Origin of the sequence: Sphingobacterium sp. B16(2022) (assembly GCF_012030425.1) — a bacterium.
Taxonomy (GTDB): Bacteria; Bacteroidota; Bacteroidia; order Sphingobacteriales; family Sphingobacteriaceae; genus Sphingobacterium; species Sphingobacterium anhuiense.
Window position 1 is genome coordinate 648,133 of record NZ_JAAUVN010000003.1, and the last position, 17,546, is coordinate 665,678.

General features: G+C 40.3%; 12 protein-coding genes. 10 read left to right on the forward strand and 2 right to left on the reverse strand.

Going from position 1 to position 17,546, the window contains the following annotated elements; all coding sequences use genetic code 11:
* Nucleotides 1-90 precede the first annotated feature (90 nt).
* The 4 genes from HCX49_RS17105 to HCX49_RS17120 are packed head-to-tail and all read left to right on the forward strand — an operon-like array spanning nt 91 to nt 5,774.
* On the forward strand, nt 91-2,019 hold the full coding sequence (locus HCX49_RS17105; protein ID WP_132769665.1) for a RagB/SusD family nutrient uptake outer membrane protein: 1,929 nt from the start codon (nt 91-93) through the stop codon (nt 2,017-2,019).
* Nucleotides 2,020-2,058: 39 nt separating this feature from the next.
* Nucleotides 2,059-3,255 (forward strand): DUF5000 domain-containing lipoprotein, encoded by a 1,197-nt coding sequence (locus HCX49_RS17110; RefSeq protein WP_165905873.1) that lies wholly within the window; start codon nt 2,059-2,061, stop codon nt 3,253-3,255.
* 33 nt (nt 3,256-3,288) lie between these two features.
* Nucleotides 3,289-4,530: a DUF4998 domain-containing protein gene (locus HCX49_RS17115; protein WP_168127726.1), complete on the forward strand. Its 1,242-nt coding sequence runs from the start codon at nt 3,289-3,291 to the stop codon at nt 4,528-4,530.
* Between the two features lie 11 nt (nt 4,531-4,541).
* The gene (locus tag HCX49_RS17120) at nt 4,542-5,774 is read left to right on the forward strand and encodes a hypothetical protein (RefSeq protein ID WP_132769671.1); all 1,233 of its coding nucleotides are present in this window, start codon (nt 4,542-4,544) and stop codon (nt 5,772-5,774) included.
* A 982-nt stretch (nt 5,775-6,756) separates the two neighbouring features.
* Here the strand turns inward: HCX49_RS17120 and HCX49_RS17125 are convergent.
* Together HCX49_RS17125 and HCX49_RS17130 are read right to left on the reverse strand one after the other, a co-directional pair.
* The gene (locus tag HCX49_RS17125) at nt 6,757-6,951 is read right to left on the reverse strand and encodes a hypothetical protein (RefSeq protein WP_132769672.1); all 195 of its coding nucleotides are present in this window, start codon (nt 6,949-6,951) and stop codon (nt 6,757-6,759) included.
* 18 nt (nt 6,952-6,969) lie between these two features.
* Nucleotides 6,970-7,218 carry a hypothetical protein gene (locus HCX49_RS17130; RefSeq protein ID WP_168127727.1) on the reverse strand — a complete coding sequence of 83 codons (249 nt, stop codon included), beginning with the start codon at nt 7,216-7,218 and terminating at the stop codon, nt 6,970-6,972.
* Between the two features lie 487 nt (nt 7,219-7,705).
* Here HCX49_RS17130 and HCX49_RS17135 point away from each other — a divergent pair, with 487 nt between their 5' ends.
* The 6 genes from HCX49_RS17135 to HCX49_RS17160 all read left to right on the forward strand — a co-directional run bounded on the left by HCX49_RS17135 (nt 7,706) and on the right by HCX49_RS17160 (nt 17,172).
* Nucleotides 7,706-7,858 (forward strand): hypothetical protein, encoded by a 153-nt coding sequence (locus HCX49_RS17135; protein ID WP_243655404.1) that lies wholly within the window; start codon nt 7,706-7,708, stop codon nt 7,856-7,858.
* A gap of 24 nt (nt 7,859-7,882) precedes the next feature.
* Nucleotides 7,883-9,598 carry a hypothetical protein gene (locus HCX49_RS17140; RefSeq protein ID WP_168127728.1) on the forward strand — a complete coding sequence of 572 codons (1,716 nt, stop codon included), beginning with the start codon at nt 7,883-7,885 and terminating at the stop codon, nt 9,596-9,598.
* 764 nt (nt 9,599-10,362) lie between these two features.
* Nucleotides 10,363-13,101 carry a carboxypeptidase-like regulatory domain-containing protein gene (locus HCX49_RS17145; RefSeq protein ID WP_168127729.1) on the forward strand — a complete coding sequence of 913 codons (2,739 nt, stop codon included), beginning with the start codon at nt 10,363-10,365 and terminating at the stop codon, nt 13,099-13,101.
* 11 nt (nt 13,102-13,112) lie between these two features.
* Complete coding sequence (locus tag HCX49_RS17150) at nt 13,113-14,465, forward strand: DUF4876 domain-containing protein (RefSeq protein WP_168127730.1); 1,353 nt, start codon at nt 13,113-13,115, stop codon at nt 14,463-14,465.
* 47 nt (nt 14,466-14,512) lie between these two features.
* Entirely contained in the window at nt 14,513-16,042 is a 1,530-nt protein-coding gene (locus tag HCX49_RS17155) for a DUF6850 family outer membrane beta-barrel protein (RefSeq protein ID WP_206368569.1), read from the forward strand.
* Nucleotides 16,043-16,053: 11 nt separating this feature from the next.
* Complete coding sequence (locus tag HCX49_RS17160; protein WP_168127732.1) at nt 16,054-17,172, forward strand: cytochrome-c peroxidase; 1,119 nt, start codon at nt 16,054-16,056, stop codon at nt 17,170-17,172.
* Nucleotides 17,173-17,546 lie beyond the last annotated feature (374 nt).

Below are 17,546 nucleotides of genomic sequence, written 5' to 3' on the forward strand. Positions count from 1 at the left end.
ACTGCAGCACAGGATTCCATCATTTGAACCCTGCGCAATCATATCGATTGCAGACAAGCAACTCATGATTATTTATAAAAAATTATCCAAATGAAAAATTTAAAGATAAAAAAGATAAAACGCTACCTCATTTATCTATCCGTTAGTACCATCGGTTTTTCCGCATGTGCAGATTATATTGATGTCGTTCCCGACAATGTCGCGACTATAGACAATGCATTTTCATTGCGTAACGAAGCTGAAAAATTCTTATTTACCTGCTATGCATGGCTACCCAACAATGCCGATGCGCAGAGCAATACCGGTTTTTTAGCAGGCGATGAAGTATGGATTCCTGTCGCGCAACGCGAGATCTATCCAGCCAATAATTGGCGGATTGCACGCGGAGGACAAAATGTAAATGCCCCATTAGTAGATACCTGGCGCAGCGGCATGTGGACCGCTATCCGTGATTGCAATATCTTTTTAGAAAATGTTTCTAACACATCGAAAGTACCCGATTTATCCAGTGAAGATCGTTCGAGATGGATTGGAGAAGTCATGTTTTTAAAAGCCTACTACCACTATATCTTGATGCGCCAATATGGCCCAATACCCTTGGCACGTACCAATACTCCTTTGGATGCAAACCAGCAAGAAGTTCGGGTAACACAACGACCTGTCGACGAAGTCGTGAACTACATCGTATCGTTATTAGATTCGGCTTCAAACAGTGCTGTTCCCTTGATCATTCCAGATCAGGCATCTGAATTAGGCCGGGTCACTAAGCCCATTATTCAAGCGGTAAAAGCAGAAGTTTTGTTAACCGCTGCCAGTCCCTTATTCAATGGTAATTCAGATTTTCAGGCGGTCCGCAACAAGGATGGAGAACCTCTTTTTAATCCCGTATATGATGCCTCCAAATGGACACGTGCCGCTGAAGCGGCCAAAGCCGCAATTACAGCAGCAGAATCAGCCGGCACCACATTTTTCCCATTTCGCAAAACGGAATATGGACAATTTAAGATGAGTGATGAAACCGCACAAATATTAGGTATAAACTTAGGTTTCAATGAGCGCTGGTCCTCTGAGCACATCTGGGCAAATCCTAATTATCAAGCTTGGAATATCCAGCGTGATGCCATGCCATTACTCACCATTGATGCTGTAGTAGGTACTGCAAGACAGCATTTAAGTGCCCCGATCAAAATTGCCGAAATGTTTTACACCAAAAATGGCGTACCCATCAATGAAGATAAGACCTTAGACTTTACCAACAGGTTTACCTTAAGAACAGCTAAGAATGAAGAACGCTTTCATATTAAAGAAGGTTATACGACAGCTCGGTTAAATTATGACCGTGAATCACGATTTTATGCATCATTAGGTTTTGATGGCGGTATCTGGTTTAAATTTGACACCAAGAGCTTATCCGATGAAGACACCTATTATGTACAGGCAAAACTCAATCAACCTGCAGGAGCAAATAATCATGGATGGATCAATGAAACAGGGTATTTCTTAAAAAAACTGGTCAATTGGGAACAGGCTTTTGCCAGCAGTGGCGTGAGTTACAAATCATACCCTTGGCCAACGATCCGTTTGAGTGATATCTACCTGATGTATGCCGAGGCCTTAAATGAAGCCAATGGACCATCTACAGAAGTCTACACATATCTGGACCGCATCCGTGAACGTGCAGGATTGGCCGGTATCGTCGAATCCTGGAGTTCATTTTCAACCAATCCCAGCAAACCAAATACGAAAGATGGTCTACGCGAAATCATTCAGCGTGAACGCATGATCGAATTGGTATTTGAAGGAAAGCGCTATTGGGATCTCCGCCGTTGGAAATTGGCGGTTAATTATTTCAACCAAAATATCACGGGATGGAGTGTTAACCAAGAAGTGACCAGTGATTACTACCGCTTACGCACGCTGTATGCACAAACATTCGTTGCACCACGTGATTACTTTTGGCCGATCGCACAAGGAGAATTAACCGTAAACCCTTCACTGATGCAAAATTTGGGTTGGTAGCCCTTATTTCATTATAGATGATACAAGATAATTATGAACATGAATCAAACAAAACTGTATATATTCACATTACTCATGCTGATAGCAGCATTGAGTAGTTGCAAGGAGGAGTTTAAGACTGCTCAGGTAACTAATGCTACTGCTCCACAACCTGTAAGCAATGTCCAGGTCGAAAATTTACCGGGAGCAGCCCGTCTCCATTACACACTTCCCAAAGATCAGGATCTGCTTTATGTACGCGCGACATACACTTTGGCATCTGGTCAAGAAATGGAGGTAAAATCATCCTATTACAACAACTCGTTGCTTGTAGAAGGATTTGCGGATATGAAACCTCATGATATTAAACTCTCTACCGTAAACCGCAGCGAAATTAGCTCAACACCGGTAACCATCCCGGTCACTCCATTGGAAAATCCGATCTGGGATACTTTTCGAAGTTTAGAAGCAATTGGAGCCTTCGGCGGAATACGGATCACTGCAGATAATGAAGAGGAAAAAAATCTGACCATTATGGTCATGGTGGATTCCTTAGGCGAGTGGGTTCCATCTGTAGACAATATTTATACATCGACAAAACAGATCAATAGAACCATTCGCGGATTTGCCCCTAATCCGAAACAATTTGCGATCACCATACGCGATAAGTACATGAATTTTACGGATACCATGGTGACCACCATTACACCCCTATTCGAAACTGCATTGCCAAAATCCCGTTATAATGCCATTAGTTTACCTACTGATGCTAAACAACAATATGCGTCGACAGGATTATCAAAAATGTGGGATAACGACATCATCAATTGGCCCAATATCTCACTCACTGACGTCACGATCAATGGTCCGCAATGGATCACTTTTGATACAGGAACTTTAGCCAAAATGAGTCGGATCGTCATCTGGAATTATCCGGAATACACCAATAATGGCCGGATGTATTACTATGGTGGAAATGTAAAAACTTTCGAAATCTGGGGTTCAGACAATCCTCCTTCAGATGGCAGTTGGAATAATTGGAAACTACTCGGAAACTTTGAAAGCAAAAAGCCTTCTGGATTACCGATGGGCCAGCAGACCGATGAAGACTACCAACTCGCCAATTCGGGACTTAGTTTCGATTTTGATGTCAGTGCTCCAAAGGTGCGCTATCTCCGCATAAAAACTTCAAAAAACTGGCAAGGTTCTTCATTTATGGCAATCGCAGAAGTTCAGGTATATGGAGACCCACGCTAACGGGGACCACCATTTATTTTTAAGACAAAAATTATGAAAACACAACTCATTAAAATAATAGGTAAGAGCATGTTGCTTGGCGTCGCGCTACTTCATCTTTTCAGCTGCTCAAAAAGTGATGATTATAAAAAATATCTACAAGATGGAGAAAAAAGCTATACTGGAAAAATAGATTCGATAAAAGTTTATTCTGGAAAAGAAAGAGTATATATCACCGGTCTATTTATGGCTGATCCGAAAATCGAACGATTAAAAGTCTATTGGGACAATCGACAGGACTCCGCCGAGCTTAATATCAATAGAACGCCAGGAGTGGATACGTTAAAGTTATCTCTACCCATCCGAGAAGGGGTACATAATTTTGAATTTATCACTTTTGATGGACAAGGAAACAAATCACTCAGCGTTTTTAAAACAGGAATTTCCTATGGCGAAAGGTATGGATCTGGCTTACTCAATCGCCCTTACTACACGACAGGATATTTTGCTGGCGATCAAAACACCACCATTACTTGGGGCGGTATCGATTTGACCAGTGGAGCAACATTTACAGAAGTCGAGTACACCAATACTGCAGGAAAGCTGGTCATACAACGTGATTCGATCCATATCAGTGAAAGCATATTAAAAAACTATCTTCCTGGAAAACCATACCGTTATCGTACCCTGTTTATCCCCGATACCTTAAGTGTCGATACATTTTACACGAACTATGTCACAGAGATATTGCCCAAAGAGATTTACTTCAAAAATATGAATTTCCCGTTCCAGACTTCTGCCATGGCAGGCAGCAGATGGGGAACTCCAGCAGATTGGCAATTGAATGATGCCGCAAAAAACTTTAAACATACCGACAATAACTTCTATGGTGGAATAGAGATCCGCTCCAACCAGGCCTGTTTATCGTTCGAAGCAGGATGGTGGCAGTGGGCTACACCATCGCCAAACTTAGCTCCGATTGTCAATGGAAAAATGTATCAAACAACCAACCTTCAACCTGGAAAATATCGGTTTACCATTACTAAACTGGACAAAGGAGCTGCCGGAACAGTCCATTTAGTTGCTGCTAAGGGAACCCAATTACCTGACCAGGCTAATTTAGCAGCTGCAAGTTTAGCTTATAAAGTTATTTCAGGAACCGAGGCCGTACTGGAATTTAATTTATCTGAAGCAAGTGCCGTCACCATCGGACTGTTGGGTAACATGCCTGGAACAGCGAGTGATGGATCATACATCAAGATCACAGGTAATATGACTTTTGAAGTTTTACCATAAAAAAAGAAAACATGAAAAAAAGATATTTCTATCTGCTTATGCTCGGCTTAACTGTGCAGGCATGCGCCAAATCAACATCAGATCTGGTACCCGTAAAGCCAATCGAAAATCCAGAAGGAATTGCGCTTCCTGGTTTAGGACAATTAGCATTTTCCAATATCACCACTTCGGGAGCAATGGTTAAAGGAATGGTGACCAATAAAGGCGGTGCACTAGTCACCAATCGAGGTATTTGTTGGAGCACAAGTCCCAATCCCACGATTGAAAACAATCCGCACGAAGCTACGGTAAGTAAAGGATCAGGAGAATTTAGCGTTCAGCTCAATTCCCTCGTGCAATCTACAACCTATTACATCAGACCTTATGCCAAAAACAAAGGTGGGGTAGCATACGGAGATCAGGTTACTTTAAAAACGGCAGATATACAATCCGTCAATTTTGCCCAAACACCGATGTTTATTATCGGTTCATCACGAGCGTATTACGATGTAGAAATCTTGAATAGCGGTGGTGGAGCAGTCACAGAGCGCGGCGTTTGTTGGGGCACAGAAGAAAATCCAACAATCACGCAAAACAAGGTTGCACATGGAGCAAACGGTATTGGCAAATTTCGAATCGGATTAACAAATTTAACTCCACTGATGAACTACCATCTTCGCGCATATGCTATCAATGAAACCGGGGTGAGCTACGGAACCAATATTGCCTTTCGAACAATTAAGAAAGGTAACGTCACGTATACATTCAACAAAGCAAGTAGCCCTACAGCGGAAGAGCTTGCCGCTTACTCACGCCTGCAAGTAGCAATTGACAGTGCCGTATGGTATGCGAATCAATATACATCAGCGACTAAGCATGTATACCTTAATTATGTACCTGGAGTTGCTACCGCTGATGCGAATAATGAAGGATGGATGCGATTTGGAACAAATACTTCTTACCAAAATATCCGGACGATGCTACATGAAATGAACCATACATTTGGAACAGGCACAACAAGCTGGTGGTCACAGCAAGCAATAAGTGCTGGAAAATATCAATTTACCAATGGAAACAACATGTTAAAATTGATCAATTCAGATCAAAATGCGGTGATAAGTGGCGATAGCCAGCATTGGTGGCCATATGGTCTGAATCAAAATTCAGAAGTCAGTTCAAGTTGGGACTATGTGTACAACTGTCTGCTTATTGAAGCGATGCGTAAAGATGGGATGACGAGCCATAGCGGAAGTTATACACCATAATTATTGTTTAAAGTTTTAAATCAACAATAAAATTAATTAAAGATCTTAAAGCCTCAATCTTCGGATTGGGGCTTTAATTATAATTTAAGTTCGAGTCTAAAAGTCTTTTCTCAAAAATAAGTTCCTGTTCATCTCCCATATATGCTGCCTTAGCTAAAAAATAATCGTCCCTGGAATAACTCTGTCATTTTTTTCTTACCTACAAACCATTTTGTCATCAAAAAATCTAAAAATAACATCTTTCTTACCATATATTTAATTCCCTTCCTATTTTTGAATCTATTTTCCTACTAAAATTAAAATAATAAACATCTATACCATAAATAGAAATACTTGTCAAAACAACAGATGCGCAAACTATTGTAGCAACACTACCAACATACATACAATCTAAAAACAGCATTTTCTATTCAAATTAACTATCAATATGCTGACCTATATCACTGTCTGTCTTAGCTAAAGATATCGTATTTAATATAAAAATCCTGCTACAATACCAGAACCAACTCCTGTCACTGCCAAGCCTGACATTGTTAAATACAAAAAATTGGAAGTGGTATTACCATTTTGATACATAACTCCTATTGAGAGTGCCCCCCTTATCCACACCTATTTGCCGTAAGTCCGACAAAAAACATGAAACTCTTACGCGATAACAATCCGCGGTTCCTTATCCTCATAGATCTATACACCCGTAAGTCCTAAAATCTCTATAGCATCCTTTAACCCCTCGGAACCATACATTTGGCATTGAAAAAGAAGAAATGTAGACCAGTTCTCTGATGAATTTATGTTTGAATTATTAGAAAAGGAATTTGAACATTTGAGATCACAAATTGTGACCTCAAAATAAGATAATAGAGGTGGAAATCTCTATTATTTTCAATATGTTCAAAGAACAAAAATTCTCAATGAGGATTGAAATCCTTACTATAAAAGACTTTCTGATGACCGCACACATACAATGTAAGCGACTTAGGCCCTATAAAAGCTGATCTAGATCTATCCTGATCTCCAGGGGTAACATCAGATATACCGAGTTTTTTAAATTCTCTCTTTTAGGAACTCTCTCTCTAAAAATATTGCTAAATCCTTCATGGAGCCATTTTCCGTCATCTTCCAAATATGTGCTATATTTATTATCTAAAATTTCAATTATGTCTTTGCTATTTTTCATTTGTTCAGTTATTTATTTTTATTGATTCTCCTCTATATTTCCTGAGTCGTTTGTAGCCCTAGTTTGTGTCTTAGAATTGTTCAATTGTAACATCCCCTCCTTTTCATCTCGGATATTTTTTAGACATTTAATAATAGTGGAGGCTGCAACTTCATATTTCTCTACAGCCTCATTTAACAATAAGTAACCATTTATTATATCTGAAATTGCAGATTGTAGCCGAGCTTTATTCGACACTCTCTTTGAATCATTATTATTCCTTTCCATTGTAGTTTATTTTGGTTTACAATTTATTGTAAACTCCTAAATCATGAAATATCCATAACAAAGATGATTCCTTTTACAAAAAAAATGCGCTTTCTTAACATCTCATTGTCGTCCTGTAGAGGCCTCATTACAACATGTAGTTTTCTTTCTACAACATATTGATAAATAAAGCTTAATTATTCATAAAAAATCTGCCTCATTAAATACAAGGGGAAACACACATGTGTAAACATGTAATTTTATTAACCATTTAATATAAAACATATTTAAATACTAAAATATACACAAACAAGTTAACACGTAGCTATTTCACTACATGATGTCAACCCGCCTCTACAAATAAAACATAAACAATTATAATACAGTTCGTTTTACTATTTATGGTTGTAGTATTGCTGTCACAATAGCTACTGTACCAAATAAATTAAGAACATCAAAATTAAAATTTTTAAGTATGAAAAAACAAGAAAAACGCAAACCATATGTCGTGCCACGGGTCGATGCTACGGTTGTTGTATTAGAACAGGGCATTGCCGCAGGATCTGCGTCGGTCAACCCTGGAGACTCGTCCAATCCTTCCAATCCTAAAACTGAAGATTGGTTTGATGGTGGTGGTCAGAACTCGGACTTTGATATTTAATATTCCAGCAAATTAAAAGACAAGATGAAAAGTATAATATCAAATAACATAAGAAAAAACATATCCGGATTGGCTGTATTTTGCTTATTACTCACCAGTTTCACATCCTGCTCTTCGAAAGATGAACAGATGGCTCCAGCTGGAGACGGCGCAGTATTAAAAGTTGGTGTGAAAGGAATAGAAGAAGCAATAGTCGGCGGAATACCTAGTAACTTAAAAATGTCCAATAAAGGAAATAGCGGCATTAATAAGCAATCGTTGGTATCTTTGGGGGGTGTAGACGCATTTGTGGATTTTGGAGAAGGTACGGTCGGTCAGGAAGCTCCATTGGAAGCAAAGACTAGCTCATCCGATACTTTAAGCAAGAAAGCTGCCTCAAGTACAACGAAGGCAGCATCTTCTTCAATGGAAAATAACACTAGATTCCGACTTCTGATCTATGATGCGACTCATACTTTAGTGGTGAATCAAGTTGCTACTTCAGGAGTCGATCCACAAATCAAGGTAGACGCCAATAAGAAATATACTTGGTACGCATTTTCTGTAAATGAAAAGAATGCAAGTGTTCCAGATATTAATGGCGCCGGAGTAATCTCCCGTAGTGGACTAGAAAACAAAGATGTCTTGTATGCTTCAGGCAATGTCAATACTGTAAACGGTGAAAATTATTTGGATATTACATTTAAGCGCATGACTGCTAGAATTCAAGTCAAATTGAATGTTAGAGGGCTTTTTGCCAGAATAGAAAATAGTACAAGCATTTCATTAGTTAAAAGCAGCTCAAATACGACTGTTTTGCAAATGGGTGATTTGAATATGCTAACAGGGCAGTTTAATAATGTGGTGAATGTAGATAAAGCAGTGTTAGCATCGTCAATGGTGGGGGAAAATGGAAATCCTGCCAATACAGTTAAAGTCGCAAGCTTCTTTACATTAAATACGGCAACAATTCCTGCCAATAGCTTCAAGATGAAATTAAACACTTTAAAAGTAACATTAGACGATACACGTGTAAGAACATTTACTCCAGTAACATATACTTATCCAGGAGCTTATAGCCCTACAATAGGCAGCACCTACGGATTGAATATCCGCCTTATTGAATCTCCTGTTAAAGTTAACGGTGTTTTATGGGCACGATCCAATCTGGTGTATAACGCAAATGAGATGGACCGTTATAGATTAAAATCTAATCCAGGGGGGTCAACTCCAGCGACAAAAGATACTGAATTTTGGAATTGGAAGTCCGCTACACCTACTGGGACAGCTAACAGTGTTGACCCTTGTACATCCGTCTATCCAGCAGGCACTTGGCGTATGTCGACAAAGAAAGAGTGGGAGGCCGCAGGACAACCTGATAATAAACAAGAGGTGTTGGGACTATTCTGGGGTGCGCAATATGCTTATAAGTGGAATAGAGATAGTGACTACCCCGCTAATCCTGCTTATGATGACAATGATCTTACGTTATCATTTGGAGGCTACCGTACTAAACCAAACGTAACTGGTGGAGGAACATCAGTAGTGGGAAGTCCAGGTGGTATCGCTTTAGGTGCTTTTGCTTCTGGTGAATGTCATTATTGGACTTCAGACAATAGAGACTCCAATACATCGTATGCTGTGAAGTCTGCCTTCACAAGAGTTGCATGGTTATTTTCTTGGGGAAATGTAACCTACCCTAATAACAATAATGCCGAGGGCAGGAACATCCGCTGTGTAAGACAAATTGTTAATAATTAAATCCATAAAAGCTTTGAATCTATAAGCTTTTGTGGATTGGCAGAAGTCAATATTTTAATTTTGCCCTGAGTTTATTATTTCTCAGGGTAAAATTAGATTGCAAAATCTTCCTGTCTTGTGCTTACGTTAATTTCTAGATCTGTTTGCAAAGGAAACTCGGATTTTTCATTGATTTAACCCTTATTCCATAATCCATTTAGCTTCGACCAAAACGGAGCTGTTCTTCTGACGGCGAGAATAATAAAAAATAACCATGAATCCTCCTCTGGGACATTTTTCCATCTATATCCCAAATTGTCATTCACAGTTCCATGTTCATCTCCCACAACAACATAATTAATCTGTTTAAATCATATTTAATTCTTTCGTCGAGATTCGACAATAGCGGCTTCCTTCTGCTAAAGGGGCACCAAGAATAGTTGCTGTATCATAATATCCAACGCCCTATAAGAACAAAAGATCCCGCTTCGCTACAAGCATCCTGAGCGAATAAGGGCTGTCGCTATATTCCAACTGGATAACTTCTTAAAACTGTAGCAAACAGAACTCCGGTCCAAATCGTCCCCTTGAATCTTTATAGCTAAAATTCAAAAGAAGCTAAATTTAAAAATACGTTTTTTTGCATGCAAAATTTAAAATTACCTTATTCTATATTTAGATTGATTAAAAATAATTTTAAAAACACGTTTTTTTAAGCTAATTTTGGCACCATCTTAATTCAGCTATTATAGCACAAGCTGAATTATGCATTTTTATGCATGCTTATGAAAAAAGAATTAATGGTATCTGTTTTTTGCAGCATGGCTGTTATGGTCAATGCTCAAGAGCGGTTTTATGGAACGGTAAAAGATGAGCAAGGATTACCTTTACCCTTTGCATCGGTCACTTCCCTAACTACTAATATCAGCTACATGACCGATCGTTCGGGAAATTTTGATTTTGACGTTCAAACCCATGATTCCATACGTATTAAAGTAGCCTATCTTGGAAAACAGACCCTCAATCGCTCCTATACTACAAAACAATCAAAAGAGCGTCAGACTATTGTTCTCCGCGAACTATCTCTGACCTTGGACGAAGTCAATATTTTACCCGATGTAAATAATAATGGTCATTCCAATTCGTCCATTCATATTGACAAGCAGGCGATCGATCAGCTGCAGGCTTTCAGTCTGGTAGACGTCATGAATGCCTTACCCGGAAAAAAAACATTACCTCTAGACCTCAATAGTCTATCGACACTCACCTTACGTGGCGGAGGACTTTCCAATCCTGTGTTTGACTTAAATAATTCACAGGGGATCGCCATTGTCATTGATGATATGCGGATTTCCAATGATGCCAATCTACAGACCAGAGGACTTGCGCGTGGCGGCCTTAATGGGAGTACCCTTACCTCAAATGGGTATCGCGACAGCTATTTTGGCAACCAGAACGCAAAGAGCTACGATACTCCTTTTCAGGGTATAGACTTGCGTGATATACCCGTTAACAATATTGAAAAAATAGAGGTCATTCAAGGTATTGCCCCTGCTCGGTATGGCGAAGTGACCAATGGTGCTGTCATTATAGATCGACAGGCCGGAAAGAGTCCTTATGTTGCCAGTTTTAATATCAATGGTGGTTCTACCAACAGTTCGCTCAGTAAGGGTTTTTTATTATCCCCCAAATGGGGAGCCCTAAATTCAAGCACCAACTGGACCTACAGTAACGCCGATCCGAAAGATAAAGTCAAGTCTTTTCATCGCTACACACAAAGTTTAATGTGGACCAATGTTTTTGGAAAGATTAAAAATACGCTTTCACTGGATTATTCGGGCCGTAACGACAACAGCCGCCAGGACCCCGATGATGCAACACTCAGAACCTCCAAATTTACCAACAATACATTTTCACTGAACAACCGTATGGGGATCCAAATCGGTAAACAATGGATGAAAAATTTGCAGGTCAACAGCAGTATTTCTTTGGGTAAACAAAAATCTTATGCCAGCTACGCGGTTAACCGAGGTCTTACACCCATTGCCTATTTAGATACCACAGGTATTTATGAAGGTAAGTATGTGTACCTATCAACAATGACGGAAGAATTGATCATCGGAAAGCCCGTTAATGCATCAGTCAACCTTTCTGCAAATGGCTATGTACAGTTAGGGTCTGTTAGTCACAACTTGAGCTATGGTACGCGTTTTAATTATTCGAATAATGGTGGACAAGGTGTAGTTTCTGACCCCGAGCGCCCTAGATTGGTCGGTTACAATCAACAGAATTTGCGCCCCTATTCCTTTGAGCATATTCCATCGGCCAAAAACTGGAGTCTCTACCTCGAAGATCAGTTTGACCTGACATTGGGTCGCCGCATCGTTTCCAACAATCTTGGTGTACGTTATGATGTACAAAATGGCTACGGTACCGTTCAGCCCCGTTTCAATTCGCGACTGCAATGGAACCAGCGATGGACATTTACAGGAGCGCTGGGCATTGCGACCAAAGCACCTTCTCTCGCCCAGTTATATCCCGGACCTACTTTTATTGATTATGACCTGATCACCGCAAGTGCCGGTGGTATTGATCCTTCGTTGTATCTTTTATACACGGATAAAATACAGATCGACAATAGCAGAATCAAACCATCCAAATCATTTCAGGTGGAATTTGGTGTAGAGCGCAAAAGTCTCTGGGTCAATTCATCCATGTATGCGTATTACAAGAAAAACAGTGACGGTTTCTATGCGATGAACAACTTGCGCCGATATGAGCTGCCCCAATATACGGTCTGGTTAAATCAAACAACAAATAAATTCGAATATGCTTCAACAGGAGAAACGCTTGTTACCGGAGGTTTCATTGACCATCAATTGACCAATGGGTTAGCCTCGGAAAGCTACGGTTTTGAATGGTATCTATCTACCCCTAAAATTCCCGTTATAGCAACCTCATTTTCCCTCAATACTTCATACAATTATACAAAAGCGAAAAGTGCGCTTAACGATGCTTTTACTCCCGAAACAAAAACTTATCTGAATGATAACCGCTATATCAAAACGCTCTACTATGAACCATTGCTGCTATCGACAAAATCGTTGATGTCAAAATTGAACACCGTAACACATTTTTCGCGCATTGGATTTGTCATCAACCTTTCTTTGGATATCAATATTATGGGTGAAAACCAGACCCTGAGCAGCCAGGATCCGATAGCCTATCTTGATGACAACATCAGATACTATACCCTCACCGCAGATGAGGCAAAGGGAGCTCCATTCAATACACTTGTCAAACAGACCAAAGACAGTAAAACAGAAAATACACCGTTTGTTTATACGACGATGAATATGGGTTTTGAGAAGGAGATCCGAAAAAACTTCAGGATCAATATGCGCGTCTACAATCTTTTGGACCTGCGGCCATATAAGCTTATCACACTTGATAATGGTGTCGAGCGGATATTCAATCCCAATACCAAACCCAGCTTAACCATAGGAACAACAATAAAATTTTAACAACTAATAAAATGAACAGAAATCTAATCCTAATCATTATGCTCATCGTGAGCACCACATTCGGATGTAAAAAGTCTGATGACGACCGCGTACGTCCAGTATCACTCAGCCTTTCGATACAAGCTATTGAAGGTGATATTTCCTTTGATGTCTCAAAAACAGTCGTCAAAATCACTAACCGTACCACAGATGCAGCCTACTCTGCAACGGAATCTTCTACAGGAAAAGTGGTCTTTGCCAGCATAACTCCTGGCTCTTACGATGTATCTGCTGTGCTTGTGGTCAGCGCACAGGAATACACGCAAAAAACAGGAATCTATACGGAAGAAGAGGTGACATTCAACGGCGCTTTAGACCGACTGGACGTCAGTGCAGATACCGAGCAACAACTTAACCTGGTCATTGGCAAGGTCGGAAACTGGGTCTTTAAGCAAATCTATTATGCAGGATCGGATGTCACCAGAGGTACGACTTTCAGGGATCAATTTTTGGAAATTTACAACAATTCCAATACCGTGATGTATGCTGACAGTCTTTACATCGGTCAGGTAGAAGGAAAGAACAACAACAATAGCGGACCATATTTTCTCTCGGGCAGCAACCAGTACGACTGGAGCCAATCCCTTGGCATCACTGTTGGTACCGGACTGGATGCCAATAAAGACTATGTGTATGCAAATACCGTATTTATGGTACCAAGTGATGGTACAGGCAAGAAATATCCCGTTCAGCCCGGGCAAAGCATCATTATTGCGGCGACAGCAGTAGATCATACCGCATCTTATGCTGACAACAACAATACAAATGTAAATATTACCGATCCAAACCTGACCGTCAATCTATCCAAAGCAGATTTTGAGACCAATCTGGTCGCTTATCTGGGCGGCACTCCATACAAATATGATATTGATAACCCCAATGTTCCAAACATGGATGTCACTTACTTTATTTCGGGTAATGACATGGTGTTAAAGGCCAACGGACGTGATGCTTTCATCCTATTTAAAGCCAATCAAAATTTACCAGCGGTAAAATCGCTACCTACCGTAGCCACACCTGATCAACGCGAGATTACCGCCGCAACAAAGAAACTACTTCAGATTCCGGTCAGCTATATTGATGATGCCGTAGAGGTCATGCACCCAACAGAAAGTCAGCGTATACCTAAACGTCTACCTGCCGCGCTGGATGCGGTGCGTACTTTTGTACCAGCCGGACAATATTCCAGCCAGTCACTCGTACGTAAAACCTTAAAAACTGTCAATGGCCGCCGTATCTTAAAAGATACCAATAACTCCAGTGAAGACTTTGGTTACCTGAACAAAGCCGACGCATCCAAATCGGGGAGTTCATTTATTGATTAATATTTTAACGCATTGAGACAGCTCCGTCTGTCTCAATAATTTTTACTATGCGATATTTTAGCCTTTTCATCTTGCTCTGTTTTTGTTCTTTGGCACATGCCCAACAGAATTATCATTCAGATTCATTGCTTTGGAGCAAATCCGGTGAACAAAAGATGCAGTATCTTTTTGGTCACAGCGTTTTATTACAGGATACCGCGCGGCAAAATTTTGGAGATGTGACAGTCTATTATGACAGTAGAAATCAGAACTACCGCACCAGTCAGATGGCCCAAAAAACCACTGTAGCGGCGTTTGAGGCCCGAGGAATCAGCTATCTATCGGATAAGATTGTAGTTTCTGGCGCATTTCGTTATGCAAAAACCTGGGAAGATAGCCTTGCTTATTTTTTAGGCGGTCTGGATGACAGCAGCATTCCGGGTTATTTTTATACACCTAAAGCCGGAAAATATGAACGTCAGACTTACGATGCACAGGCACATCTGGGATACAAAATAGATCAACAATGGCAGGCTGATCTACAGGTCAATTATACCCATCATTGGTCCACGCGCTCGGTTGATCCAAGAATGGAACACTATAGCATGAAATTTTTGCTAAAACCCAGTATTTCGTATGTCACCCGAAGTCAGCAGCATTTTTCTGTTTCCGGTATTTGGGGATACGGCAAGGCGCAGACCGATATCGCTTATAAAAACAGTAGGCTGAATAATGGAGCTTTCCTGCCGGAGTATCATCATTTTACAAGTTTTGGCTACGGCTATACCAAACAACTTGATTCTACCTCACTTCGGCAATACGATCAATATCGCGGATTAGAATTAGCTGGTACATGGATCCAACCGAGCTGGACATTGTATTGGTCAGCAGGCTATATAAAGCGTAACAATGAAAACACCAATGATGTCCGTCACATGCAGAATTACCATGTTAAACAAACATTCGACCTGGACCAAATTGACCTAGACTTGCTCTTCACGGACAAGCGGATCAACGGCAACCTGGTACGCTTCAACCTAAAAAGCACAAGCGGTCATGATGGTGTTTATCATAAAGGCAAAAATTACTTCTTAAACCGATGGAACATGGGGTTATTGTACAGTAAAGCATTTGCTTCAGCGTCAACATCGCCCAAAGAGGCTGGAATCTCGGTACAAAGTGCGTACGACAAACGTGACGATGCGCTAACCGAACATCTCGCTGAACACAGCTGGATTGATCTGGCAGTACCCCTATCGTGGTCCAAAATAGGAAAGTCTGCAGACCGCTTTCGACTGCAGTTAACGCCCTCCTACCGATTTGTCTTAACAAATAGCCTCCAAGTTCCAGAGAGCCAGATCAATTCGTTCACACGAGGTATTGCTTATCCTGAATTTTATTATTATGATGCCGATATCTTTGCGTTACAGACAAAACTATCCTATCTGACAAGCAAGATATTCAACACAACAAAAACGGCGTTTTTTATCGATCTTCGATTTGAATCTTCCTCCAAATTAAAAACAGTCCTTGAGGAGAGTCAGGCTTTCAGAGGTCAAAATACAAATTGGCGCATGGGTGTCAACTTCTATTTGTAAAAGAGAGAGAAATGAAAAAAAGTATTATAATAAGTCTATTGACATTGGGCGTTGTATTATCCTCCTTTGTATATTCACACCAGGAGGAGCTACGTCAGTCTTACGCACGTCCAGTGCATGAATGGCCTAGTCCGACAATTGATCCAGGCGTAAAGTGGGCTGAACTCAAGTCACTCCCAAAAATTGATTCGAATTATTTTTCATTAATGGAGCGCCCTGATGTCAAACTGGGCAAGTTATTATTTTTTGATCCCATCCTATCAGGGAGCAACCAAATATCATGCAGCAGTTGTCATAATCCGCAAACTTCTTGGGCAGATAAATTGACAGTCTCGATCGGCAATGATCATCTTGAAGGAAAGCGGAACACAATTTCATTATTAAATGTCTATGCCCGTAAGGCGCTATTTTGGGATGGCAGGGCCGGCTCTCTGGAAGAGCAGGCTTTAGGTCCTATTGAGGCTATTCATGAGATGAATATGGATCTCACCCAACTTATCCCCAAACTGAAAGCTATTCCGGCCTACAACAAACTTTTTAAAGCCGCATTTGACGAAGAGGATTATTCGATGCCTGAAGTTTTGAAGGCTCTGGCTGCATTTCAACGTACACTAACCAGCAGAAGAAGCCGTTTTGACGAATTTTTAGATGGGAACTATAAGGTATTGACCGATCAGGAGATTCGTGGGTTACACCTCTTTCGAACAAAAGCTCGCTGCATGAACTGTCACAGTGGACAGTTTTTTACGGACAACCTATACCACAATATCGGTCTTACTTATTACAAACGGAAATTTGAGGATCTGGGTCGTTATGAAGTCACCAAAGACCCCAACGATATCGGCCGTTTTCAAACCCCTTCGCTTCGTGATATTATGAATACAGATCCGTGGATGCATAATGGATTATTTTGGAACATGACAGGGTTGTTGAATTTGTACAACAGCGGTATGCAGATGAATTCAGCCACTGCTGAGCAAAAAGCGAAAGATCCGCTTTACCCGGTTACTGATCTACTGATGCAACCACTCCAGCTGAGTAAATCAGAAATCAAAGATATTGAAGCTTTTTTACATGCTATTACAGCCACCAGTTATCGTATGCGTCGTCCAGAAAGCCTACCGAGATAAGTGATAGCATCATATTACAGTCGTTTTTTTGATCATTAATAATAAGCTCAGCTTAACAACATGGTATACATTTAAAGAATAGAATTGCAACTGATAGCATCGTAAAATAGCTAAAAAGGACTTCAAAAATTTGAAGTCCTTTTTACTAAAAAAAACCTTGGCAGGTTAATTTTATCTCACCTCATCACACAAATCTTACTTGATATCCTTTAGAATTTCATCGCTTATTTTTCTATTCATAAGAACCTATTCAAGTCAAACACATCAGCATCTAAAATAAGCATACTCAAATTAGTTTCTTCCTAATGGAGAAACCGGAAGCTCATTTGTCCAGCAATTTTTCCTTGTATCTTGTATATGTCGAACTTCACCAA